Genomic DNA, 23,209 nt, shown 5'->3' with positions numbered 1-23,209 from the left:
GGTGCCCTTTGACGAGATCGATCTCACGCGCACCCCCGCTGACCTGCGGCGAAGCGTTGTGACGATCGTTACGCCTTCGTTATGCAAGCCCGCCGGAATGCCCCGGGGCGCGGCGCAGTAGGCTCGTGAGCCGTGACCTTCCCCCTCGCGCACCGTGTCCGTGACCTGTCCCTGGCCGAGGCCGGGCGGCACCAGATCCGCCTCGCCGAGCACGAGATGCCCGGCCTGATGGCGCTGCGGGAGGAGTTCGGGCACGCCCAGCCGCTGCGCGGTGCCCGCATCGCGGGATCGCTGCACATGACGGTCCAGACCGCCGTCCTCATCGAGACGCTGACGGCGCTGGGCGCTCAGGTGCGGTGGGCGAGCTGCAACATCTTCTCCACGCAGGACGAGGCGGCGGCGGCCGTCGTCGTCGGACGCCCCGAGACCGGCGGCACGGCCGAGGACCCGCGCGGCGTCTCCGTGTTCGCGTGGAAGGGCGAGACCCTCCCGGAGTACTGGGAGTGCACCGACGAGATCCTGCGGTGGATCGACGACGAGACGGGGCAGGACGTCGGCCCCACCCTGATCCTGGACGACGGCGGGGACGCCACCATGCTGGTCCACGAGGGCGTGGTGGCCGAGCGCCGCGGCGCCGTGGAGTCCGACCCCGTCCCCGGGGACCGCGGGTTCTCGCACGAGAAGCTCGTCTTCCTCGCCACGCTGCGCCGCTCGCTCGAGCAGGACGCCCAGCGCTTCACGCGGCTCGCGGCCTCGATCCGCGGGGTCAGCGAGGAGACCACCACGGGGGTCCACCGCCTCGCCCAGCTCGCCGCGACCGGCGACCTGCTCTTCCCGGCGATCAACGTCAACGACTCCGTCACGAAGTCGAAGTTCGACAACCGGTACGGCATCCGTCACTCCCTGCCCGACGGCCTCAACCGCGCCACGGACGTCCTGATCGGCGGCAAGGTCGCGTTCGTCGTCGGCTACGGCGACGTCGGCAAGGGTGCGGCCGAGTCGCTGCGCGGCCAGGGCGCCCGCGTGATCGTCTCCGAGATCGACCCGATCTGCGCCCTGCAGGCGGCGATGGACGGCTACCAGGTCGCGCGCCTGGCCGACGTCATCGGCCAGGTCGACTTCGTCATCACGACGACGGGCAACGTCGCGGTCGTCACCGCGCAGGACGTCGCGGCGATGAAGAACAAGGCCGTGCTCGGCAACATCGGTCACTTCGACAACGAGATCGACATGGCCGGGCTCGAGGCGCTCCCCGGTGTGGTGCGCACCGAGATCAAGCCGCAGGTCCACGAGTGGACCCTCCCGGCCGACGTCGCCCCCGACGGCACCGAGCGTACCGAGCGCAGCGTCATCGTGCTGTCCGAGGGACGGCTGCTCAACCTGGGCAACGCGACCGGCCACCCGAGCTTCGTCATGAGCGCGTCGTTCGCCAACCAGGTCCTGGCGCAGATCGAGCTGCACACCGACGCCGAGTACCTGCAGGTCGCCGTGGGCGGCACGCCCGACGTCCACCGGCTGCCCAAGGAGCTGGACGAGAAGGTCGCCCGGATGCACCTCGAGGCGCTCGGCGCCGACCTCACCGAGCTCACCAAGGAGCAGGCGGAGTACATCGACGTCGACGTCGCCGGGCCGTACAAGAGCGATCACTACCGCTACTAGGATGGTCCCCGGTGCGCCGGGAAGTCTGGTCGGCAACGACGTCCCCGACCCCTGGAGCACCCGTGAACCACTCGCACCCCCCGCAGCAGCCGACCCCGTTCGCCCCGCCCGGTCCCGGGGGTCGCCGCAACCTGCTCGACACCCTGCGTGCCGAGCGGACGGGCGGCATCCTCCTCGTCGCGGCCGCGCTCCTCGGCCTGGTCCTCGCCAACGGCCCCACGCGGACCTGGTTCGCCAGGCTCGCCGGCACCGAGCTCACCGCGGGCCCGGTCACGCTCGACGTCGCCCACTGGGCCTCGGAGGGCCTGCTGGCGATCTTCTTCCTCGTGGTCGGGCTCGAGCTGACGCGCGAGATCCAGGTGGGGGAGCTGAGGCGCCTGCGCACCGCCGTCGTGCCGGTCGTCGGCGCGATCGGCGGGATGGCGGCCCCGGCGCTGATCTACCTCGGCGCCAACCTGGTGGCACCCGGGGGCGACGTGGCCGGCTGGGCGATCCCCACGGCGACCGACATCGCCTTCGCCGTCGCCGTCCTCGCGCTGGTGGCGCCCGGGCTGCCGCTCGCGATCCGCGCCTTCCTGCTGACGCTCGCGGTCGTCGACGACCTGCTGGCGATCCTCATCATCGCGGTCGGGTTCTCCGACGGCGTCTCCTGGACGTGGCTGCTCGGCGCGGTGGCCGGCGTCGCGCTCGTCGCGCTGCTGCTGCGCTCACGCGTCGCACGGGCGCCGTGGCTGCCACCGGTGCTCGTGGTGCTGGGCGTCGCGACCTGGGTCGCCACCCTCAACGCGGGGTTGCACGCCACGCTGGCGGGGGTGGCGATCGGACTCGCGGTGCCGGCGCGCTCGCCGGGCGCTGCCCCCGACGTGCCGGCGGACGACGGTGCGGGCAGCCTCGCCGAGCGCTACGAGCACGTGTGGCGTCCGATCTCCGCCGGGCTCGCGGTCCCTCTCTTCGCGCTGTTCGCCGCCGGTGTGCGGATCGATCCCGCGCTCCTGGGCGCGACGCTGCGCGACCCCGTCGCGTGGGGGATCGTGCTCGGGCTCGTGGTGGGCAAGCCGCTGGGGATCACGGCCTCCACGTGGCTCCTGTGCCGGTTCACGGGCGCATCGCTGGCCCCGGGAGTGACGTGGCGCGCGATCGGGTCCGTCTCGTGCCTGGCGGGCATCGGCTTCACGGTGTCGCTGCTGATCGGCTCGCTGGCGTTCGGTGACGGCGACCGGACGGCCGAGGTCGTGATCGCGGTGCTGGTGGCCTCAGTCCTGGCGGCCGGGCTCGGTGCCGCGGCGCTGCGCCAGCTCCCCGTGCACCAGGGCGAGGACGAGCGCGCCGAGCGGGGCGGTCACGGCTGACGCGACGACGGAGCCGAGCAGGCTCCACGTCGCGGCGTCGTCCCCACCCACCGCGGCACCGATGCCCGCGAACGGCGAACCGATCACGCCGGCGGTGATGCCGAGCACGATCACGGTCAGCAGCCAGATGCCGACCAGGCGCCAGCGCTCGCCCGCCGTCAGCGCGACGGCGCGGCGCAGCGACGTCCCGGCGCCGGTGCGGTCGGCGCTCGCGTGCGCGGGCAGGCTCACCACGAGCGCGGGCACGAAGCGGACCAGGAGCGCGACGGCGACCGCCAGGCCCACGAGCCCCGCGCCGACCGCGGCACCGGGCGAGCCCGCGGCCGCCCCGACGAGCACGGCGAGGAGGACCGGCACGGCCAGCGCGAGGACGACCACGACGGCGAGCAGCAGCACCAGACCGAGCAGGCCGGCCACACGGGGGCGCAGCCCGCGCCAGACGTCCCGGATCCGGGCGGGGGCGCCGGCGTCGTGCAGCACGAGGGCGCGGGCGGTCCAGCCGACCACGAGCGTCGTGGCGACGGTCCCCAGGACGGCCGTCAGCGCCGAGGTCAGGGCCGAGGCAGCCAGCAGCCGCACCTCCTGGCCCGTCTGCTCGTACCACTCCTGGTCGCCGAACCGCTCGCCCAGGACGACGTCCGTGAGGCTTCCGAACGGGAGCACGCGCGCGGCGAGGAGCTCGAGGGCCCCGACGACCGCGACGACGGCGGCGCCGACGAGCCAGGTGGAGCGCGGCACGGTCCGGATGCTGCCGATCACGCGCTCCATCAGGTCGCCCAGACCCATCGCGCGGGGCGCCGTCGGGGCGACGCCCGCCGGCTCCGAGGGAGGGGGCGAGGGGCGCGCCGGTTCTCCCCAGCCGCGAGGTGAGCTCATGGGTGCCACGATAGGGGGCATGACCTCCACCATCCTCGTGGTCGACGACGACCCCGCCATCTCCGAGATGATCGGCATCGTGCTCGCCTCGGAGGGGTTCGAGGCGGCCTTCTGCCCCGACGGCGAGCACGCCATCGAGGTGTTCAACGAGTCCAACCCCGATCTCGTGCTGCTCGACCTGATGCTGCCGGGCAAGGACGGCATCGAGGTCTGCCGCGAGATCCGTCGCCTGGCCGACACACCCGTCGTGATGCTGACCGCGCGCTCCGACACGGTCGACGTCGTGCGTGGGCTCGAGGCCGGCGCCGACGACTACATGGTCAAGCCCTTCAAGCCGCAGGAGCTCGTCGCGCGGGTCAGGGCCCGCCTGCGCCGGCAGGATCACGACGCCTCCGAGCGCCTCCAGATCGGCGACCTGACGATCGACGTCGCCGGCCACCGGGTGATGCGCGGCAGCGAGACGATCGCGCTGACGCCGCTGGAGTTCGACCTCGTGGTCGCGCTCGCGCGCAAGCCGTGGCAGGTGTTCAGCCGCGAGGCCCTGCTGGAGCAGGTCTGGGGCTACCGCCACCAGGCCGACACGCGGCTCGTCAACGTCCACGTGCAGCGCCTGCGCGCCAAGATCGAGCGCGACGCCGAGCACCCCGAGGTGGTCGTCACCGTCCGCGGTGTCGGCTACCGGGCGGGGACGCCCACCTCGTGACGGCCGGGGGCGCGCCGGTCGCGACGCCCGCCCCCGGCCGCCGGGGCCCGACGGCGCTCACGGCGGGGGTGCGGCGCTGGTGGCGGCGCGGCGCGCTCGGGCAGCGCCTGCGTCGCCTGCGCGTGGCGTGGGGCAGCTCGCTGCGTCTGCGGGTGCTCGCGGTGACCACGGTCGTCGGGATCGTCGCGCTCGTGCTGATCAGCGCCTACCTCTCCGAGCGCGTGCGGGACACGCTGTACGAGCAGCGCGTGGACGAGGCGCTGGCCGACGCCGCCACCCGGACCGGCCTGGTGCAGCAGCAGTTCGACGCCTCCACGGCCTCGACCCCCGCGCTCGTGCAGACGGTCGCCAACGACATCGTGCGGCGGACGCAGAGCTCGGGCTCCGGCGCCGTCGGGACCCTGCTGCGCCGCAGCCCGACCGAGACCCCGGTGACCTCGCTCATCACGTTCACGGTCGGGACGAGCGTCGACCTCAGCCCCGACCTGCGCGCGGCCGTGCGGGAGACGGGGGCGCAGCACTGGCAGGCGGTGGAGCTCGGACCCGCGGGCAGCGACCGCCCCGGCATCGTCGTCGGCTCTGTCGTCGCCCCGCCCGTCGTCGGGCCGTACGAGCTGTACTTCGTCTACAGCCTCGAGCCGGAGGAGGCCACCGTCGTCCTCATCCAGCAGACGCTCGCCCTCGCGGCGCTCGTCCTGCTCGGGCTGCTGGCCGCGATGGCGCTCTACCTCACCCGGCAGGTGCTCGGACCCGTGCAGCTCGCCGCCCGCACCGCCGAGCGGCTCGCCTCGGGGCACCTGGACGAGCGCATGACCACGAAGGGCCGCGACGAGCTCGCGCTGCTCGGGCGCAGCTTCAACGAGATGGCCGACAGCCTGCAGGAGCAGTTCGAGCGGCTCGCCGGGCTGTCCGTGGTGCAGCAGCAGTTCGTCTCCGACGTCTCGCACGAGCTGCGCACACCGCTCACGACGATCCGGATGGCGTCGGAGATGATCTACGACGCGCGTGGCGACTTCGACGCCGTCACGCGCCGCTCGGCCGAGCTCCTGCACACGCAGGTCGACCGGTTCGAGGCGCTGCTCGCCGACCTCCTGGAGATCTCGCGGTTCGACGCCGGGGCCGCCATCCTCGACGTCGAGCACCTCGACGTCCGCACGGTGGTGCGGCGCGCCGTCGACCTCGCGGCACCGCTCGCCGAGCGCACGGGGTCGCACCTGAGCGTCGAGCAGCCCGAGGAGGCGTGCCGCGCCGACATCGACCCGCGCCGCGTCGAACGCGTGCTGCGCAACCTCCTGGCCAACGCGATCGAGCACGCCGAGGGGCGCGGCATCGAGGTCGTGGTCCGCGCCGACGCGCGCGCGGTCGCGATCAGCGTCGTCGACCACGGCGTGGGCATGACGACGCGCCAGAGCGAGCAGGTCTTCGACCGGTTCTGGCGCGGCGACCCCTCGCGCGCCCGCACGATCGGGGGGACGGGGCTCGGCCTCGCGATCGCGCTCGAGGACGCGCGGCTGCACGGCGGCGACCTCGAGGCGTGGGGGAGCCCCGGCGTCGGCGCCACCTTCCGCCTGACCCTGCCCCGCCGCGCCGGTGTCCGGGTCGTCCACTCACCCGGACCGCTCGTGCGCGAGGAGGTCGTGCCGGAGCTGCCCAACCAGCTGCTGGGCCCGTCCCCGGCCTCGGTGCCGGACCTCGCGGGAACGCCGGAGGAGGCACGATGAGACCGTCACCCCGACGGCGTCGCACCCCGCGGGCCGGGGCGTTCGCGGTGGCCCTGGCCCTGGCGCTCGCCGGCTGCACGTCGCTGCCGACCTCCGGACCGGTCGAGGTCGGCCTGACCGAGTCCCCGACGGACGGCACCATCCGCTACGAAGCGAGCGGTCCGGTGCTCGGCGCGGGTCCGACCGAGATCATCGAGGGGTTCCTCCAGGCCGGGGCCGCCGGCCTGTCGGGGGACAACGACTTCGAGGTCGCGCGATCGTTCCTCACCGAGGCCGCCAGCAGCGGGTGGACGCCGCTGGCCCAGGTCGTCGTGTCCGCGAACGAGTCTCCCCAGCTGCCCGTCGTGACCCTGCCCGAGGGGGCCGCGCCGTCGTCGGACGATCCGGCCGCCGGGACGCCGCAGGAGGCGACGCCGTCGGACGGACCGGCGACGCTGGGGTCGGACGAGCTCGAGGGCCTCGACCGCGTGCAGGTCCGGCTCGGCATCGACGCCGTCGCGGACGTCGACGACCGCGGTGTCTACACCGCCTCGACCTCGCGGGCGGAGTCGGAGCTGAGCTACGAGCTGGTGAGGGTGTCGGGCCAGTGGCGCATCGACTCGGTCCCCAGCGGTCTGCTGCTCCCGGAGGTCGCCTTCGGGAACGTGTTCCGGCCCGTCCCGGTGATGTTCCTGACGCCCGACCTCAGCGCCCTGGTGCCGGACGTCCGCTTCGTCCCCACCCGCAACGCCGTCTCGCACGCGCTCGACCGCCTGCTGGCCGGACCCGCCGACTGGCTGGAGTCCGGCGTCTCGACGCGCGTCCCGCTCGGGACCACGCTCGAGCAGCTCGGTGCGGGCGTCGTGGTGACCGAGGACGACGCCCAGGCCGAGGTCCGCCTGACGGGCGCGGCGGGGCTGTCGGCGGCCGACCGCGATCTGCTGTTCGCCCAGGTCAAGGCCACCCTCACCTCGATCCCCGGCATCCTCGGCGTCTCGCTCTGGCTGGACGGCAATCCGTACGAGCCGTCGACCGGTGCCGTGGCGCCCGCGCTCGTCGCCCGGGTCCCCGACCGTCTCGTCGCGCTCGCGGACGGGGTCCTGGTGCGGGTGGACGGGGACGACGTCGAGGCGTACGTCGGGGTCGCGCCCGACGGCGACGCGGCCGACCCGGCCGGCCCGGACGCTCCGGCGTCGCCCGAGGCCACCGATGCCCCCGACCCGGCCGACACCGGCACCGCACCGGAGGAGCCCCCGCAGGCGCCACCCCCGGGGCTGGCCGATCTGCGCCGCCCGGCCCCCGCCTACGACGAGGACGCGGGCGTCGCGGTCCTCCAGGGCGACGGCCGGCTCCTCCACATCGCGCCGGACGGCACGTTCACGGTGCTCACCAGCGGTCGGGAGCTGCTGCCGCCGAGCCAGGACCGGTTCGGCTGGATCCTGACGGGGGAGCGCGACAACGCGGGCGTCCTGACGGCCGTGACGCCCGAGGGAGCCGTGGTCCAGGTCGACGCCGAGGTGCTGACCGGCCGCGTGACCGAGGTCCGCGTCTCGCGCGACGGCGCGCGCGCCGTCGTGATGAGCGAGCGCGACGGTGCCGCCCAGGTGCAGATCGTGGCCGTCGTGCGCGACGGCGACGGCGTGCCGCTGCGTCTCGTCCCCGGTCCGGTGCTCGTGGGCGACCTGGCGAGCGGCCTCGGCGTGGTCTGGACCGGGGCGACCGAGGTCGCCGTCCTGGCCTCGCAGGAGCCGGGCTCGGCCCCCAGCGTGCGCACGGCGCTCGTGACCGGCCCCGTCGCCCCCGTCTCCACGACGGCCCAGGCCGTCTCCATCGCCGCCGGCAACGGGCTCGGCGAGCTCTACCTGGCGACGGCGGAGGGGCGTCTCCTGCTGCGCGTCTCGCTCCGGTGGGAGGAGATCGTCGCGGGGGTGACCGACCCGGCGTTCGCCGGCTGACGCGCCGGCGGCCGGATCGGCTGTCCCCCGGGCACGCGGGCGGGCCCGATCACCGGGCTCGTCGCGGGCCACGGCTCGTCGGCGACCTCGCCGAGCACCCTGGTCCCGTGCCCACCACGCGTGCCCGTCCCCGTCCTCCCGACGGCCTCCGCGTCGCCACCGCCGCCGCCGGGGCGCTCGCCGCCGAGGTCGCGCGCCTGCTGGTCCCGCTCGCGTGCGCAGGCTGCGACGCGTGGGACGTGACGCTGTGCCGGCGCTGCCGCTCCGCCCTGGGTCCGCCCCGGCGCCTCGACGGCGCCGCGCCCGCGCTGCCGGACGGCCTGCCGGTCTGGGGGCTCGGCGTCTATCGCGAGGAGCTGCGGCGGACGGTGCTGGCGTGGAAGCTGGGTGGCCGCCGCGACCTCGACCCGGTGCTGAGCGCCGCCCTGGCGGGGGTCGTGGACGCCTGGCTCGACGCCGGCGGGTGGTCAGGGACGACCTCCGTCGGCCGTGCCCCGGTCGAGGAGGTCTGGGTGGTGCCGGCGCCCTCGCGCGTGGGCCGCGCGCTGCGCGGGCGGCCCTCGGTCACGGGTCTGGCCGACGCCGTCGCGCGCCGCCTCGCGGAGCGGGGGACGCCGTCCCGCGTGGTGACCGCGCTGGCGAGCCGCGGCCGCTCGACCCACCACGTCGGTGGCGGGTCAGGGCGAGCGACGGGTCCCGGTCCGGGACGGGGGCGACACGCCCGCGTCGTCCCACTCCTCGAGATGGCCGTCCGCGGGATCGTGCTGGTCGACGACGTCCTCACGACCGGCGAGACGTTGGCACGGTGCCGATCTGCGGTCGCCCGGGCCGGCGGGGAGGTGCTCGGTGCGGTCGTCCTCGCCGCCGCCGGGAGCCCGGGCGGGCCGTCGCGCATGCCATCTCGGCCGCGGGTGGACTAACGTCGATTCATGGAGCGCACCACGACCACATCGCGACGACGCGGCGGTCGGCGAGCAGCGCCCGGGCTGGGGGTGATGCCCGTCGTCCTCCACCCGTGAGGGTGGATCCACGCACACACGCCCTGGCCAGCGAGCCAGGCGATCCACGGAGGTAAGCCATGGAAATCGTCGTTGTCGGTCGGCACACCGAGGTTGCACCCCGGTTCCGCGAGCACGTCGAGGACAAGCTGTCCAAGGTCACTCAGCTGGCGCCGTACGCCCAGCGGGTCGACGTCGAGATCACCCACGAGCCCAACCCGAGGCAGGCCGCCTCGAGCGAGCGCATCGAGCTGACGGTGCGCGACAAGGGGCCGGTGGTCCGCGCCGAGGCGAGTGCCTCCGACCGGTACGCGGCGCTGGACGCCGCCGCCACCAAGCTGCTCGAGCGGCTCCGCCGCTCGCACGACCGCAAGAAGGGCAAGGCCGCCCGTCGGGACAGCCGGGCGATCCCGGCCGCCGACGACGGTCTGGAGGCGCTCGAGGCGCTGGACGCCGCCGTCGAGGAGGAGGCCGAGGACCGCATCGTCGCACCGACGGAGACCGACGTCGCCGTCGAGAGCCAGCTCGGCGACTCGCCGGTCGTGGTGCGCCAGAAGGTGCACCGCACGTCGCCGGTGACCGTCGAGGACGCCATCGAGGAGATGGAGGCGGCGGGTCACCCGTTCTACCTGTTCATCGACACCGAGACGCGCCAGCCCGCCGTGGTCTACCACCGGCACGGCTGGACCTACGGCGTGATCCGCCTGGACGCCCAGGCCGAGGCCAACAGCTAGGCCGCCCTCGCTCTCTCGCTCGAGCGAGAGAGCGAGCAGTGCTGGACGACGACGGGCGCCGGAGACATCCGGCGCCCGTCGTCGCGTGCTGCCGGGGCGGGCGAGGACGCCTACGATGGGTGGGCGTCTCCGGTGTCGGGGGCGCGAGGCCCGCCGCCGTGGGCCTGACACCAACCTGGGAGCAAAGCGTGGCCTCCATCCTCGACCGGGTCCTTCGCATGGGCGAGGGCCGCATCCTCAAGAAGCTGCACGGGATCGCTGCCCAGGTGAACACGCTCGAGGACTCGTTCTCGGACCTGACCGACGCGGAGCTGCGCGAGGAGACCGACGTCTTCCGCTCGCGGCACGCCGACGGCGAGAGCCTCGACGCGCTGCTCCCGGAGGCCTTCGCGGTCGTTCGCGAGGCCGCCAAGCGCACCCTCGGTCAGCGACCGTTCGACGTCCAGGTCATGGGTGGCGCGGCGCTGCACCTCGGCAACATCGCCGAGATGAAGACCGGTGAGGGCAAGACCATCACCGCGACGCTGCCCGCGTACCTGAACGCGATCTCGGGCAAGGGCGTCCACGTCGTCACGGTCAACGACTACCTCGCGAGCTACCAGAGCGAGCTGATGGGGCGCGTCTACCGCTTCCTGGGAATGACGTCCGCCGTCATCCTCTCGGGCCAGAAGCCCGAGGAGCGCCGCGCCCACTACGCGGCCGACATCACCTACGGCACGAACAACGAGCTCGGGTTCGACTACCTGCGCGACAACATGGCGTGGTCGACGGACGAGCTCGTGCAGCGCGGTCACAACTTCGTCGTCGTCGACGAGGTCGACTCGATCCTCATCGACGAGGCGCGGACGCCGCTCATCATCTCGGGGCCGTCCTCGGGCGACACCAACAAGTGGTTCGCCGAGTTCGCCAGGGTCGTGCGACGGATGGACCGCGAGGAGGACTACGAGGTCGACGAGAAGAAGCGCACCGTCGGCGTGCTCGAGCCCGGGATCGAGAAGGTCGAGGACCACCTCGGCATCGAGAACCTCTACGAGTCCCTGAACACCCCCCTAATCGGGTTCCTCAACAACGCGATCAAGGCCAAGGAGCTGTTCAAGCGCGACAAGGACTACGTGGTCCTGAAGGGCGAGGTCCTCATCGTCGACGAGCACACCGGTCGCGTGCTGGCCGGGCGTCGCTACAACGACGGCATGCACCAGGCGATCGAGGCCAAGGAGGGCGTGCAGATCAAGGCAGAGAACCAGACGCTCGCCACGATCACCCTCCAGAACTACTTCCGTCTCTACGACCGCATCTCGGGCATGACGGGTACGGCCATGACCGAGGCGGCCGAGTTCCAGAACACCTACGAGATGGGTGTGGTGCCGATCCCCACCAACCGGGGGATGCAGCGCATCGATCAGCCCGACCTGGTCTTCACGACCGAGGACGCCAAGATCAACGCGGTCGTCGAGGACATCGTCGAGCGGCACGCGGCGGGCCAGCCCGTCCTGGTCGGCACGACGTCGGTGGAGAAGTCCGAGGTGCTCGCGGTGCGCCTCAAGCGCCAGGGCGTGCCGCACGAGGTGCTGAACGCCAAGAACCACGCACGCGAGGCCGCGATCGTCGCGATGGCGGGCCGCAAGGGCGCGGTCACCGTCGCGACCAACATGGCCGGGCGAGGCACGGACATCATGCTCGGCGGCAACGCCGAGCACCTCGCCGTCGACGCTCTCGCCGACCGCGGACTCAGCCCGTCCGAGACCCCGGAGGAGTACGAGGCGGCCTGGACCGACGCGCTCGAGGAGGCCAAGGCCTCGGTCGCGGCCGAGCACGACGAGGTCGTCGAGCTCGGTGGTCTGTACGTCCTCGGCACGGAGCGTCACGAGTCGCGCCGCATCGACAACCAGCTCCGCGGTCGCTCCGGCCGTCAGGGCGACCCCGGCGAGTCGCGGTTCTACCTCTCGATGCAGGACGATCTGATGCGCCTGTTCAACTCGGGTCTCGCCGAGCGTTTCATGAGCTCGTCGTCCTACCCCGAGGACGTGCCGCTGGAGTCCAAGATCGTCTCGCGCGGCATCGCCAGCGCGCAGGGCCAGGTCGAGGCCCGCAACTTCGAGATCCGCAAGAACGTCCTGAAGTACGACGACGTCCTGTCGCGCCAGCGCGCCGCGATCTACGGCACGCGCCGCCGGGTGCTCGAGGGCGAGAACCTCGAGGACCAGGTCGAGGGCTTCATCGACGACGTCATCACCGACACCGTCAACTCCGCGACCGCGGACAACGACGCGGCGACGTGGGACCTCGACGAGCTGTGGAACCTCCTCAAGCCGCTGTACCCGGTCTCGCTGACCGTGGACGAGATCGTGGAGTCGGCCGGCGGGAAGAACCGCCTCACGCGCGAGGCGCTGCTGCGCGAGGTGCTCTCCGACGCGAGGCTCGCCTACGAGCGTCGCGAGGAGGAGCTGACCTCCGACGTCATGCGCCAGGTCGAGCGTCGGGTCGTGCTCTCGGTCATGGACCGCAAGTGGCGCGAGCACCTCTACGAGATGGACTACCTCAAGGAGGGCATCGGACTGCGCGCGATGGCGCAGCGCGACCCCCTGGTGGAGTACCAGCGCGAGGGCTTCGTGATGTTCAACGCCATGAACGAGGCCGTGAAGGAGGAGGCCGTCGGTTACGTCTTCCACCTCGAGGTGAAGGCCCCGGAGCCCGCGGCCGTCACGACGACGACCGGCGCGCCGGTGGAGTCGGTCGACGTCGTCGAGGGCGCGGAGGACGCCTCGGGCGCCTCGCCGTCGGAGCAGGCGACCCCCGCCGACGCCGACGGCCCGGCCGCTGCGGCACCGGCGACCGCCACGCGCACCGCTGCTCGGCAGGCCGCTCCGGCGCCGGCGGCCCAGCTCGACGACCTCGGCCTCGAGGCGCCGCAGCGGCCCTCGAACCTGCAGTACTCGGCGCCGTCGGAGGACGGGTCGGCCTTCGTGTCCGGCTCGTCGCGCGGTGCGGCTCGCCGACCCGCCGCGGCCGCCGAGCCGGGTGACGACTCCGCGGACGGTTCGGTGAACCGCGAGGAGCGGCGCCGCGCCGCGAAGCAGGCCAAGAAGCGCTGATCCCCGGCGCCTCGCGCGCACCGACGGCCGGATCTCGAGACCTCTCGAGATCCGGCCGTCGCTCGTTCCGGCGCGCGACGGTGGCGGCGGCGACCGGTCAGCCGACCTGGAGCTCGATCACGCGCCAGCGGTCGCGGAACAGCTCGAGGCGCCCGGCGACGGCGCGGACGCGGCGGCCGTCGTGGATGACGGCGCACACCTCCACCGCACCGCTCTCCGTGATGGTGGCGCGCGCCGAGAGCACGCGGCCGTGCGCCGGTCGCGCCGGTCGACCGTGCAGGCGCACCCGGAGGCCGGCGCGGCGTGCCACGGCGCCGTAGATCTCGGGGGTGACCCAGCGGACGAGCTGCTGCGCGGCCCGCCCGCCCGCCAGCACCTCGACCACCGCCAGGGCGATCGCGCCGAACCACCGGTCCGGATCCGCGAGCTCGACGGCGGCCGTCGTGGGCGGCGAGGGCGTTGCCTCTGCCGTCGGTGCCGGCTCGGAGGTGTCGGTCGCGGTCGCCGGTCGTCGCACGGGGCGAGGGTGCAGGGGCAGCGGGGGCGGGGCGGGGACGCGCTGGGCGGCGACGTCGGGGTCGAGCGGAAGTGCGGACATGGCTGCTCCTACTCGTGGGGCGAGGTCGTGTCGAGAGGGGCGACGGGGCCGGCGGTCGGGCTCGTCAGCACCGCCCCGGGATGGATGAGGTCGGGATCGGGCCCGATCACGTCGGCGTTGGCGTCGTACCAGTCGCGCCACGAGGCACCGGCGCCCGGCTCACCTGCCCGGTCGTGCTCCGCCGCGATGCGCCACAGCGAGTCGCCGGGGCGAACGGTGTAGGGGTGACCGTCGGACCCCGCGGCGGGGGCGTTCACGGTGGGAATGTCGACCACGAGGTCGGTCGGCACGGGTGCGGCTGCCCGGGGCGGGTCCGAGGGCGCGTCGAGCGGCGCCGGGGCGGGCGGAGCGGGTGTGACCGACGGTGTGGCCTTGATCGGCCGGGGCTCCGATGCTGCAACGGTCTCGGAGCTCGGTTCCACGGCCGCGACGGCGAGCGGTGCGACGCCGTGCTGTCCGACCTCGACGACGTGGTCGTCGAGCTGGCGGACGGACCGGTCCTCGACGGCCTCCGGACCGCCCTGGGGTGACGACGTCGGACGCTCGCTCCCGCCGCCGGACGTCTCGCGCGAGGCCTGCGCGTCCTGAGCCGGCGGCACGGTGAGGTTGTCGGGCACGACGGCGCTCGAGGGTGCGACGAGTGCGACGAGGGTGAGTCCCGCGACCGCGCCGGCGCCGGCCACGTGCCGCACCAGGCGCGGACCCCACCGTGCCAGCACCCGTCTGCCCGTCCGCCACGTCCCGCCCGCGCCCTCGACGAGCAGCGTGACGGTCGAGACGAGTGCCGCGAGGGCGTACCAGGCGCAGGCTCCGATGCCCGCGACGCGGATCGCCTGGACCACGAGCGCCTCGACGGTGGCTGCTGCGGGATCCCAGGTGAGAGCGATCGCGAGACCGACACCGGTGCCGATGCCGGCGACGACCAGGCTCAGCAGGACTCGCAGGGTGCGGGCGAGGGTCGGCCGGGTGCGTGCGACGACGAGACGGGGGTGAGGCATCGTGTCTCCGGGTGTTTGAGGCCGTTTGGTACTGCGTCACGATGTCAAACCGTTCACCACCGAGTCAAGGGCTGTGGAAGAGTGCAGCGATGCGGTGGCAGGAGCTCTTCGACGACCTCGAGTCCCAGGCGGAGGCCGAGGACCGGTGGCGCGAGGAGGAGGAGGTCGCGGAGCTGGGCGAGGCGGAGCGCGGGCGCATCCTGCTGGCCGATCGCCTCCGAGGCTGCGTCGGTCACCGGCTCGTCGTCGGCGTCGACGGGGGCAGCCACACCGGCACCGTGATCGAGGCGACGCGCTCCTGGTGCGTGCTGCGGACGGACGTCCGCGACGTCCTGGTGCCGTCGGGGGCGATCAGGTGGGTCGACGGTGCCGGTCGCACGGCACCCGATCCGGGTGCGGCGGAGTCACGCCTCTCGCTCGCCCACGTGCTGCGGCGACTGGCGTCCCAGGAGGTGCCCGTGCGCGTGGTCGTCGCGGGGCGAACGGTGGTGGGCAGGGTCGAGGCGGTCGGCCTCGATCACCTCGAGGTGGCCCAGGACGACGGCACCACGATCGCCGTTCCGTTCCCGGCGGTCACGTCGGTCGCGCTCTGAGCGAGCAGATGACGGCGGTCGCAGGAGCCGGCGCCGGGTCGGGCTGCTGACGGGTGATGCTAGGAGGTGGTGCGGCGAGCTGCCGCTGCCGCCTTCTCGCGCTCGATGTAGGCGTCGAGCTCCTTGGACTCCACACGCCACATGCCGCGTCCGCCGACCTGGAAACCCTGGATCTCTCCCTGACGGACGAGCGAGCGCGCCGTGGGCACGGTGATGTCGAGGATCTCGGCGACATCGGCAAGGGTCAGCATCCGTTCGGGCATGACCCAAGCATCGCACCTGCCGTCTCGCCGTGCGCGCCGACGGAGAACGTCTGTGGAAAAGTCCCACGGGGTGGACCTCCTCGTGGGACCATGTCGGACTCACGAGGCCAGCAGCAGGGAGAAGCACGTGGTGCGTCGCGTCGACCGCCCCGGTGACCGCCCGGGCACGGAGCAGCAGATCCAGGCGGCGGTCACCTCGCGCCGTCCGCCCGCGTGGCGCAGTCCGCGCTTCGGTGTCGGGGTCGTGCTCGTCGCAGCCTCCGTGGCCCTCGGGAGCTGGGCGCTGGAGCGAGCCGCCTCGGGCGAGGAGATGTGGGTCGCGCGGCACGACCTCGCCCCGGGGGCGGTGCTGACGGCCGACGACCTGCGGGCCGTCGCCGTCGGTTGGGAGGGCGGGGCCGAGGTCTACCTGAGGGCGGGTGACCTGCCGCGGGACGCCGTCGTGACGTCGTTCGTGGGGGCGGGCGAGCTCGTCCCGGCCGCCGCGCTCGGCGTGGCCGCCGACGTCGACGGCCGACCCGTCACGGTGCCCGTCCCGGCGGGGGTGAGTCTCGAACCGGGTGTCCTGGTCGACCTCTGGGCGGTTCCGCGGCTCGACGACGCTCCTCCGAGCCAGCTCGCCGACGGGGTTCTCGTGCTGGGGATCGAGGAGGACTCGGGGATGCTGCGGTCCGGCAGCGGCACGGTCGCGCGCGTCCTGGTCGACGTCGACGCCGTGGCCGCCGTGCTGGCGGCGCAGGCCGACGGCGGCAGCGTGACCCTCGTCGAACGTCCGGGCAGCTGATCGTGGGCGCGGGCGCGCTGGTCTGGCTGCCGGGACCCGACGAGCCCACCGTCGTCGCACGCCTCGAGGCACCCGGCAGCCCGGCGCGCGTGGTGCGGCGGTGCGCGGATCTCGCGGAGCTCTCCGCCGCGGCCGAGGCCGGGATCGGTGACCTCGCGGTGCTTCACCTCGGGCGCGGGGTCGATGCGTCGAAAACCTCCCACCTGCGGCGCTGCGGGCTCGCGACCGTGCTCGTGGTCCCGAGCCGCGACGCACCCCGGGCCCTCGCGATCGGTGCGGACGCCGTCGTCCCGGACGGCGAGGGCCTGGGCGACCGGCTGGTGGCCGTGGTCACGGAGGTGCTCGCGGCGTGCGGAGGAGACCGCCGTCGCCACCGATCCGGTCGGTCGCGGCAGCGAGCTCGGCTGGCGGGCCGGTCGGGCCACGAGCGTTCCCGACGACCCGGGCGACCTCCTCGCCCCGGACGCGCGCCTCGTCGTCGTGTGGGGGGCGCACGGCGCCCCCGGGCGCAGCACCTCCGCCGTCAACCTCGCGAGCGAGCTGGCCACGCGCGCGCCGACGATGCTCGTGGACGCCGACTCCTTCGCGCCCAGCCTGACCCAGGCGCTCGGCGTCGTGGAGGAGACGGCCGCGCTGGCGGCGCTGTGCCGGGCGGCCGGGCACGGCACGCTCGAGGCGTCGACCGTGCGCGACCGGGCGCGCCGGCTCCCGTCGGGGGTGGTGCTGGTCTCGGGGCTGACGCGCGCCGATCGCTGGCGTGAGCTCGCCCCCGACCATCTCGACCTGGTCTGGCGCACGTTGCGACGGTGCGCCGCGTGGGTGGTCGTCGACGTCGGGGGTGGGCTCGAGCCGCCACCGCCGCGCGGCGCGGACCGGTGGGCGGCGACGAGGTCGGCCCTGCACGCGGCGGACGACGTCGTGCTCACCGTGGCCTCGGACCCGGTGGGGGTGCGGCGCGCCGTCCAGGCCGTGGCGGAGCTGGAGGAGGCGGGGGTGGACGCGCCGCGCCATCTTCTCGCCACGCGGGTGCGCGGCGGCCGCTCCGGCAGCGGTGGCGACGCCGTCGCGCAGGCGCTGGAACGGTTCCTCGGGGCGTCGCCGGTTGCGCGGGTGCCGCAGGACGCGGTGTTCGACGACGCGCTGCTGGCCGGCGTCAGCCTGCGCGAGGTGGCTGCCCGGTCGGCGGCCCGCCGGGCCTACGTCGCCCTCGCCGACCACCTCTCGCCCGATCCGGCGACGGCGCCGCGGCCGCGCCGCCGTCGTGGTGCCAGACTGGCCTGATGCGCCTCTACGTGCCCGCCGTCCTCGCCGATCTCGAGCTGCCCGAGATCGGGCCCAGGCTCGCGTGCGCCGTGACCCCCGCGCTGCGGGCCGCGCTGCCCGAGGAGGACGAGGAGGGGCTGGAGCTGTCGGCGTTCCTGTCCGCGGCCGACCTCGCCGCGCTGCGGCTGTCAGCCGGCTCCGGTCCGCACCGCCGGGTCGTTCTCGCCCTGGAGCTGCCGGCGTCCACCCCGTTCACGGTGCCGTCCGCGGACGCGGGCCAGGACGCCGCCGATCTCGGCTGCGTCGTCGGAGAGATCCCGGCCACGCCGTGGTCGGCGCTCGTCAGCCTCCACGTCGACGAGCCGGAGGCGGCCGACGCCGTCCGGGCGGCGCTGACCGACGAGACGGCGTTCGAGGAGCTGGCCGAGATCGACCTGCTGTGGTTCGACCCCTCCGAGCGCGCGTCCCTGGTCGCCTCGTCGAGGACGCAGGGCTAGGACCGACCGATCCGTTCCAGCACGGCGGCGTGCAGCACGCCGTTGGTGGCGACGGCGTCGCCGTCCCAGGGACCGACCGCGCCGGCCCGCGAGGTGAAGGTCCCGCCTGCCTCGATCACGATCGGCACCAGCGCCGCCATGTCGTACACCTCGAGCTCCGGCTCGCACGCCACGTCCACGCTGCCCTCGGCGACCATCATGTACGACCAGAAGTCGCCGTAGCCGCGGGTGCGCCAGCACTCGCCCAGGAGGGCGACGAACGCGTCGAGCTCGCCGCGGGCCGCCCAGCCGCCCAGGCTGGCGTAGGAGAGCGACGCGTCGCCGAGCTCGGCCACGCCGGACACCCCGAGACGGCGCGGCGCGCCACCGGCCACGACGAGGTGGGCTCCGGAGCCCGTGGCGGCGTACCAGCGCCGGTGCAGCGCGGGGGCGCTGACGACGCCGACGACGACCTCGCCGTCGACCGCGAGCGCGATGAGGCTGGCCCACACGGGGACGCCGCGGACGAAGTTCTTGGTGCCGTCGATCGGGTCGATGATCCACTGCCGCCCCGCGGCGGCCACCGCGCCGCCGAACTCCTCGCCGAGGATCACGTCGTCGGGACGGTGACGCGCCAGCATTTCGCGCGCGGTGCGCTCGGCGGCGAGGTCGGCGTCGGAGACCGGGGAGGTGTCGGGCTTGGCGTCCACCCGCAGGTCGAGCGCGCCGAACCGGTCGAGGGTGACGGCGTCGAGCGCGTCGGCGATCAGCAGGGCGAGCGTCAGGTCGTCAGCGACCGACGCGTGCGCGGGCTCGGGCGCGGGCGCAGGCGCAGGCGCGTCAAACTCGGTGGCGGGTTCGTACGGGGTCGTCATCGCTGGTGCATCCCGTCGTAGGCGGTGGGTTCGGGCTCGGCGTCGCCGAGCCGGGAGACGAGCAGGCGCCGCAGGGACTCGGCCCGCGCGATCTCGCGCTCGGTGACCTCCGGTCGGGCGAGCCAGGTGTCCAGCGCGCAGCCGGCCGTGCCCGCGAGGTGGGTGCACCCGGGCGGGCAGGCCGTCACGACCTCGGCGAGGTCGGCGAACGAGGCGATCACGTCGTCGACGTGCACGTGGCCGAGCCCGAACGAGCGCACGCCGGGGGTGTCGATCACCCACCCGCCGTCGGGGAGGGCGAGGGCGACGGCTGACGTCGAGGTGTGGCGGCCGCGTCCGGTCACCGCGTTGACGTGGCCGACGGCGCGCGACGCGTCCGGCACCAGGGCGTTCACGAGCGTGGACTTGCCGACCCCGGAGTGACCGACCAGCACGGAGACGCGGTCCCGCAGCAGCGCGGCGACCTCGTCCTGGCCGAGGATCTCCCCGTCCCGACGCCGGGTGACCACCGCGGGGACGTCGAGCGGTGAGTAGTGGGCGAGGAACACGTCGGGATCGGCGAGGTCGGACTTGGTCAGGCACAGCAGCGTGTCCATCCCGGCCTCGAACGCCGCCACGAGGCAGCGGTCGACCATCCGGGTCCGCGGTTCGGGGTCGGCGAGCGCCGTCACGACGACGAGCTGGTCGGCGTTGGCCACCAGCACCCGCTCGATGCCGCCGACGTCCTCCGAGGATCGGCGCAGCAGCGTCCGCCGCTCGGCGACGCGCACGATGCGGGCCAGGGAACCCGGCCCACCGGTGGTGTCCCCGACGACGGCGACGTCGTCGCCGACCACGACGCCACCGCGTCCGAGCTCGCGGGCTGCCACGGCCGTGACGGCGCGACCGGCCACGAGCACGTCGTACCGGCCGCGGTTGACCCCGGTGACGAACCCGTCCACGGCCTGCTTGTACGCGGGCCGCTGCTTGGTGCGTGGACGGCTGCCGCCGCGGGCGGGTCGGACCCGGACGTCGGACTCGTCGTAGTCGGCCGCCCTCACGCCGCGGCGACCTCGCCCGAGCCGAGCATGCGCCGCCACATGCCCGGGAAGTTGGGGAGGGTCTTGGCGGTGGTGGCGACGTCGCGCACCTCGACGCCCGGCACGGCGAGGCCGATGACGGCCCCGAAGGTCGCCATCCGGTGGTCGTGGTAGGTCTCCACGACACCGCCGTGCAGCGTCGCTGGCATGATCTCGAGGCCGTCGGGGAGCTCGCGCGCCTCCCCGCCCAGGCGGGTGATCTCGGTGACGAGCGCCGCGAGCCGGTCGGTCTCGTGGCCGCGCAGGTGGCCGATGCCGCGCAGTCGCGTGGGGGAGTCGGCCAGGGCCGCGAGGGCGGCGATCGTCGGGGCGAGCTCGCCCGCGCGCGTCAGGTCGAGGTCGAGGCCGTGCACGACGCCGGTCCCCGTCACGCTCAGCGTGCCGTCCGCGGCGAGGTCGACGACGGCGCCCATCCTGGCCAGGATCTCGCGCAGGTCGTCACCGGGCTGGGTCGTCCGTGCGGGCCAGTGCGGTACACGGACCGTGCCGCCGGCCGCGAGCGCGGCCGCCAGGAACGGGCCGGCGTTGGACAGGTCGGGCTCGACGAGGATCCGGCCGCCCGCGACGGGGCCCGGCTCGACGCGCCAGTGCCCCGGCCCAACCTCGCGCGCGTCGACGCCGCGGGCGCGCAGGACCTCCAGCGTCATGTCGATGTGGGGCTTGCTCGGCAGTCGATCGCCGACGTGGCGCAGGTCGAGGCCGGTGAGCATCCGGGGCGCGACCAGGAGCAGGGCGGAGACGAACTGGCTGGAGACGGACGCGTCGATCGTGACGTCACCGCCGGTCACCGCGCCCTGTCCGTGCACGGTGAACGGCAGCGTCCGGGTGGGGGCGCCGTCGTGGCTGACCCGGACGCCCAGGCCGGTGAGGCCGTCGATCACGCCGTCCATCGGGCGCTCGCGGGCGCGCTCGTCGCCGTCGAGGTGCACGTCGCCGTCGGCGAACGCGGTCAGCGGCGGGACGAACCGCATCACGGTTCCGGCGAGCCCGCAGTCGATCCTGGCGCCGCCACGGATCGTCCCGGCCGGGGCGACGTCGACGTCGCCCCCCGGCTCCACCACGATGCCGGCCCCCAGGGCGCGCAGCGCCTCGATCATCAGCGCGCTGTCCCGCGAGTGCAGGGGCGCGACCAGACGCGTCGGCTCGGAGGCCACGGCCGCGAGCAGGAGGTAGCGGTTGGTCAGCGACTTCGACCCGGGGACCGCGACGAGGGCGTCGAGGGGTCGGTCGGCGTGCGGGGCTGCCCAGGGCTGATCGGTCACGCGAGCCAGGGTAGTCGCGTCGCGGCCGGGGGCGTCGGCCGACTCAGCCGCGGTCGGTCACCTCGTGCAGGGCGAGCTTCGCCTTGTCGGGTACGCGAGCGACGGTCTGGCGAGCGGCGACCTTCGCGATCTTGGCGGTGCGCCGGGCGTGCTTGGCCGACGTCGTGGCCTTGTCCGCGGCGTGGTGGCGGGCCGTGTCGAGGCGGTAGCCCAGCGACGGCTTGCCGGCCGTGTCCGCCGCGGCGAGCAGCAGACCGCCGAGGACGGCGGAGTCGCGGAGGAAACCGACGAGCTGCTCCTTGCGCTGCTCGCCGTGCGAGTTCCAGAACGGGTTGGCGGCGGCGACCGTCGGGAGGTGGAGCACCGAGAGCACGGTGGCCGCGGCGCGCGGGGCGACGCCGAGACCGAGCAGACCGCCCGCGACGATCTTGGCGGCACCGGCGGCACGCACGATGAGGTCGGCGCTCAGGGGGAGCGGGGCCCTGTCGGCCAGGGACGTCAGGGTGGCGTGCGCCTGGGGGAGGTGCTCGACCTCGGCCGAGGGGTGGCGCACGGCGCGCCATCCGTCCGCGACGAAGACGGAGGCCAGCAGGGGTCGCGCAACGCGTCGCAGCATCATGGAACATGCCTACCGCACGACGACGTCAAAGGCGAGCCTCCCGGCGTCGTCCCGGCATCGTCGTGGTGTCGAGGACGAGCGGCGGCGCGGCGGTCCGATGCTCGTCGGGGCGGGCCCGGGGAATGACCGCCGTCGGTGCCGCGTTGGCCCAGGTGTGAGCGAGCAGACCATGACGAGACCGTCCCCGCCGACCAGGGGTGCGCTCGGGGGCGCCGCCGCCGCCGGTGCCGCCGTCGACGACCTCGCCGCCGTAGGCTGGTGGATGATGAACGCCACCTCGAACGACCCCGGGACCGACGCCGCGAACGGTGCCGTCGGCGCGCTGAACGCGTCGGACGCCGTCGACGTCGCCAACGACCGCGTGGCACCGCCCGTCGTGGCCGACGAGACGGCCGTTCCCGCCACCGACGCCGACGCAGCGGAAGCCCCTGCCGAGAAGGACGTCCGGGAGACCGAGACGGACGCCGAGCGCACGCTGCGGTTCGAGACGGATGCGCTCCCGCACCTCGATCAGCTCTACAGCGCCGCGATGCGCATGACGCGCAACCCCTCGGACGCCGAGGACCTGGTGCAGGAGGCGTTCGCGAAGGCGTACGGGTCCTTCCACCAGTTCCGCCCGGGGACGAACCTCAAGGCGTGGCTCTACCGCATCCTCACGAACACGTACATCAACTCCTACCGCAAGAAGCAGCGCGAGCCGCTGCAGTCGGACTCCGACGGCGTGGAGGACTGGGAGATCGCGCGAGCGGCCTCCCACACGGGCAACGGGCTGCGTTCGGCCGAGGTCGAGGCGCTCGACCGCCTCGGTGACTCGGTCGTGCGCGACGCGCTCGCCCAGCTGTCCGACGACTTCCGGCTCGTGGTCTACCTGGCCGACGTCGAGGGCTTCGCCTACAAGGAGATCGCCGAGATCATGGGCACCCCCATCGGGACGGTCATGTCCCGCCTCCACCGCGGACGCGGCCAGCTGCGCACGCTGCTCGCCGACCACGCACGCGATCTCGGGATGAGGGTCGGATCATGAGCGACACCACTCTTCCCCGCGTGGACCAGGGCGCCGGCGAGCCGCTGAGCGACGAGTGCCGGGACGCGCTCGGGCACCTCGCCGAGCTCCTGGACCACGCGATGTCCGAGCCCGACGCCGAGATCGTCCGGGCCCACATCGAGACGTGCGAACCGTGCCTCGAGGCCGCCGACGTCGAGGAGCACGTCCGCCTCCTGGTTCGCCGCGCCTGCTCGTCCCGGGCTCCCGACGAGCTGCGGCTGCGCATCGTCAGCCAGATCACGGTGCGCCGCAGCATCTGACCGCCGGTCGGGAACCTCGCCCCCGGTG

22 protein-coding genes are annotated in these 23,209 nt (G+C 74.1%); 14 read left to right on the top strand and 8 right to left on the bottom strand.

Translation table 11 applies throughout. The annotated features are described in order from the left end of the window. The first annotated feature begins 132 nt into the window (after positions 1-132). Together ahcY and nhaA are read left to right on the top strand one after the other, a co-directional pair. Positions 133-1,659, top strand: a complete 1,527-nt coding sequence (gene ahcY / locus SERN_RS13405; protein WP_135850668.1) for an adenosylhomocysteinase — start codon at positions 133-135, stop codon at positions 1,657-1,659. A gap of 62 nt (positions 1,660-1,721) precedes the next feature. After that, the gene (gene nhaA / locus SERN_RS13400) at positions 1,722-3,008 is read left to right on the top strand and encodes a Na+/H+ antiporter NhaA (RefSeq protein ID WP_135850667.1); all 1,287 of its coding nucleotides are present in this window, start codon (positions 1,722-1,724) and stop codon (positions 3,006-3,008) included. Here nhaA and SERN_RS13395 read toward each other — a convergent pair. Then, the gene (locus SERN_RS13395; protein ID WP_135850666.1) at positions 2,913-3,884 is read right to left on the bottom strand and encodes a hypothetical protein; all 972 of its coding nucleotides are present in this window, start codon (positions 3,882-3,884) and stop codon (positions 2,913-2,915) included. The two genes, nhaA and SERN_RS13395, sit on opposite strands and share 96 nt — an antisense overlap. Before the next feature lie 19 nt (positions 3,885-3,903). Here SERN_RS13395 and mtrA point away from each other — a divergent pair, with 19 nt between their 5' ends. The 6 genes from mtrA to secA all read left to right on the top strand — a co-directional run bounded on the left by mtrA (position 3,904) and on the right by secA (position 13,066). After that, positions 3,904-4,587 carry an MtrAB system response regulator MtrA gene (gene mtrA / locus SERN_RS13390; RefSeq protein WP_135850665.1) on the top strand — a complete coding sequence of 228 codons (684 nt, stop codon included), beginning with the start codon at positions 3,904-3,906 and terminating at the stop codon, positions 4,585-4,587. Next, positions 4,584-6,308: an MtrAB system histidine kinase MtrB gene (mtrB, locus tag SERN_RS13385; protein ID WP_135850664.1), complete on the top strand. Its 1,725-nt coding sequence runs from the start codon at positions 4,584-4,586 to the stop codon at positions 6,306-6,308. The genes mtrA and mtrB overlap by 4 nt, the downstream gene beginning before the upstream one ends. Continuing rightward, on the top strand, positions 6,305-8,242 hold the full coding sequence (locus SERN_RS13380; RefSeq protein ID WP_135850663.1) for an LpqB family beta-propeller domain-containing protein: 1,938 nt from the start codon (positions 6,305-6,307) through the stop codon (positions 8,240-8,242). The genes mtrB and SERN_RS13380 overlap by 4 nt, the downstream gene beginning before the upstream one ends. Before the next feature lie 107 nt (positions 8,243-8,349). Continuing rightward, complete coding sequence (locus SERN_RS13375; RefSeq protein WP_135850662.1) at positions 8,350-9,162, top strand: ComF family protein; 813 nt, start codon at positions 8,350-8,352, stop codon at positions 9,160-9,162. Positions 9,163-9,320: 158 nt separating this feature from the next. Further along, entirely contained in the window at positions 9,321-9,974 is a 654-nt protein-coding gene (hpf, locus tag SERN_RS13370) for a ribosome hibernation-promoting factor, HPF/YfiA family (RefSeq protein WP_135850661.1), read from the top strand. A gap of 188 nt (positions 9,975-10,162) precedes the next feature. Then, complete coding sequence (gene secA / locus SERN_RS13365) at positions 10,163-13,066, top strand: preprotein translocase subunit SecA (protein WP_135850660.1); 2,904 nt, start codon at positions 10,163-10,165, stop codon at positions 13,064-13,066. Positions 13,067-13,163: 97 nt separating this feature from the next. On the opposite strand, the gene SERN_RS13360 is transcribed toward secA, so the two are convergent. Both SERN_RS13360 and SERN_RS13355 read right to left on the bottom strand, forming a co-directional pair. Beyond that, complete coding sequence (locus SERN_RS13360; protein WP_135850659.1) at positions 13,164-13,664, bottom strand: Rv3235 family protein; 501 nt, start codon at positions 13,662-13,664, stop codon at positions 13,164-13,166. Positions 13,665-13,672: 8 nt separating this feature from the next. Next, positions 13,673-14,662 carry a LysM peptidoglycan-binding domain-containing protein gene (locus SERN_RS13355; RefSeq protein WP_135850658.1) on the bottom strand — a complete coding sequence of 330 codons (990 nt, stop codon included), beginning with the start codon at positions 14,660-14,662 and terminating at the stop codon, positions 13,673-13,675. A gap of 89 nt (positions 14,663-14,751) precedes the next feature. On the opposite strand from SERN_RS13355, the gene SERN_RS13350 reads away from it, so the two are divergent. Further along, a complete protein-coding gene (locus SERN_RS13350; protein ID WP_135850657.1) occupies positions 14,752-15,255 on the top strand; it encodes a hypothetical protein in 504 nt (167 codons plus the stop codon). A gap of 59 nt (positions 15,256-15,314) precedes the next feature. Here SERN_RS13350 and SERN_RS13345 read toward each other — a convergent pair whose 3' ends face one another. After that, complete coding sequence (locus SERN_RS13345) at positions 15,315-15,518, bottom strand: helix-turn-helix domain-containing protein (protein ID WP_135850656.1); 204 nt, start codon at positions 15,516-15,518, stop codon at positions 15,315-15,317. Between the two features lie 130 nt (positions 15,519-15,648). Between SERN_RS13345 and SERN_RS13340 the strand changes: the two genes are divergently transcribed. From SERN_RS13340 to SERN_RS13330, 3 genes are all read left to right on the top strand, one after another. Then, positions 15,649-16,302, top strand: a complete 654-nt coding sequence (locus tag SERN_RS13340; RefSeq protein ID WP_135850655.1) for a CpaB family protein — start codon at positions 15,649-15,651, stop codon at positions 16,300-16,302. A gap of 273 nt (positions 16,303-16,575) precedes the next feature. Beyond that, positions 16,576-17,583 (top strand): AAA family ATPase, encoded by a 1,008-nt coding sequence (locus SERN_RS13335; protein ID WP_135850654.1) that lies wholly within the window; start codon positions 16,576-16,578, stop codon positions 17,581-17,583. Continuing rightward, positions 17,583-18,062, top strand: coding sequence for a DUF6912 family protein (locus SERN_RS13330; RefSeq protein ID WP_135850653.1), 480 nt, complete (start codon positions 17,583-17,585; stop codon positions 18,060-18,062). The genes SERN_RS13335 and SERN_RS13330 overlap by 1 nt, the downstream gene beginning before the upstream one ends. Here SERN_RS13330 and SERN_RS13325 read toward each other — a convergent pair. The 4 genes from SERN_RS13325 to SERN_RS13310 are packed head-to-tail and all read right to left on the bottom strand — an operon-like array spanning position 18,059 to position 21,876. Continuing rightward, positions 18,059-18,916: an inositol monophosphatase family protein gene (locus SERN_RS13325; RefSeq protein WP_135850652.1), complete on the bottom strand. Its 858-nt coding sequence runs from the start codon at positions 18,914-18,916 to the stop codon at positions 18,059-18,061. The genes SERN_RS13330 and SERN_RS13325 overlap by 4 nt on opposite strands. Next, complete coding sequence (rsgA, locus tag SERN_RS13320; RefSeq protein ID WP_135850651.1) at positions 18,913-19,956, bottom strand: ribosome small subunit-dependent GTPase A; 1,044 nt, start codon at positions 19,954-19,956, stop codon at positions 18,913-18,915. Before rsgA ends, SERN_RS13325 begins: the two co-directional genes overlap by 4 nt. Beyond that, the gene (aroA, locus tag SERN_RS13315; protein ID WP_233251697.1) at positions 19,953-21,257 is read right to left on the bottom strand and encodes a 3-phosphoshikimate 1-carboxyvinyltransferase; all 1,305 of its coding nucleotides are present in this window, start codon (positions 21,255-21,257) and stop codon (positions 19,953-19,955) included. The genes rsgA and aroA overlap by 4 nt, the downstream gene beginning before the upstream one ends. A gap of 43 nt (positions 21,258-21,300) precedes the next feature. Beyond that, a complete protein-coding gene (locus tag SERN_RS13310; RefSeq protein WP_135850649.1) occupies positions 21,301-21,876 on the bottom strand; it encodes a DoxX family protein in 576 nt (191 codons plus the stop codon). Positions 21,877-22,138: 262 nt separating this feature from the next. On the opposite strand from SERN_RS13310, the gene SERN_RS16015 reads away from it, so the two are divergent. Both SERN_RS16015 and rsrA read left to right on the top strand, forming a co-directional pair. Next, the gene (locus SERN_RS16015) at positions 22,139-22,900 is read left to right on the top strand and encodes a sigma-70 family RNA polymerase sigma factor (RefSeq protein WP_408640877.1); all 762 of its coding nucleotides are present in this window, start codon (positions 22,139-22,141) and stop codon (positions 22,898-22,900) included. Continuing rightward, on the top strand, positions 22,897-23,181 hold the full coding sequence (rsrA, locus tag SERN_RS13300; protein ID WP_135850648.1) for a mycothiol system anti-sigma-R factor: 285 nt from the start codon (positions 22,897-22,899) through the stop codon (positions 23,179-23,181). Before SERN_RS16015 ends, rsrA begins: the two co-directional genes overlap by 4 nt. Positions 23,182-23,209: the final 28 nt, after the last annotated feature.

Origin of the sequence: Serinibacter arcticus (genome assembly GCF_004786095.1) — a bacterium.
In the GTDB taxonomy this organism is placed as follows: Bacteria; Actinomycetota; Actinomycetes; order Actinomycetales; family Beutenbergiaceae; genus Litorihabitans; species Litorihabitans arcticus.
Note: the sequence above shows the minus strand (reverse complement) of the source record. Positions and strands in the feature narration are given on the sequence as shown.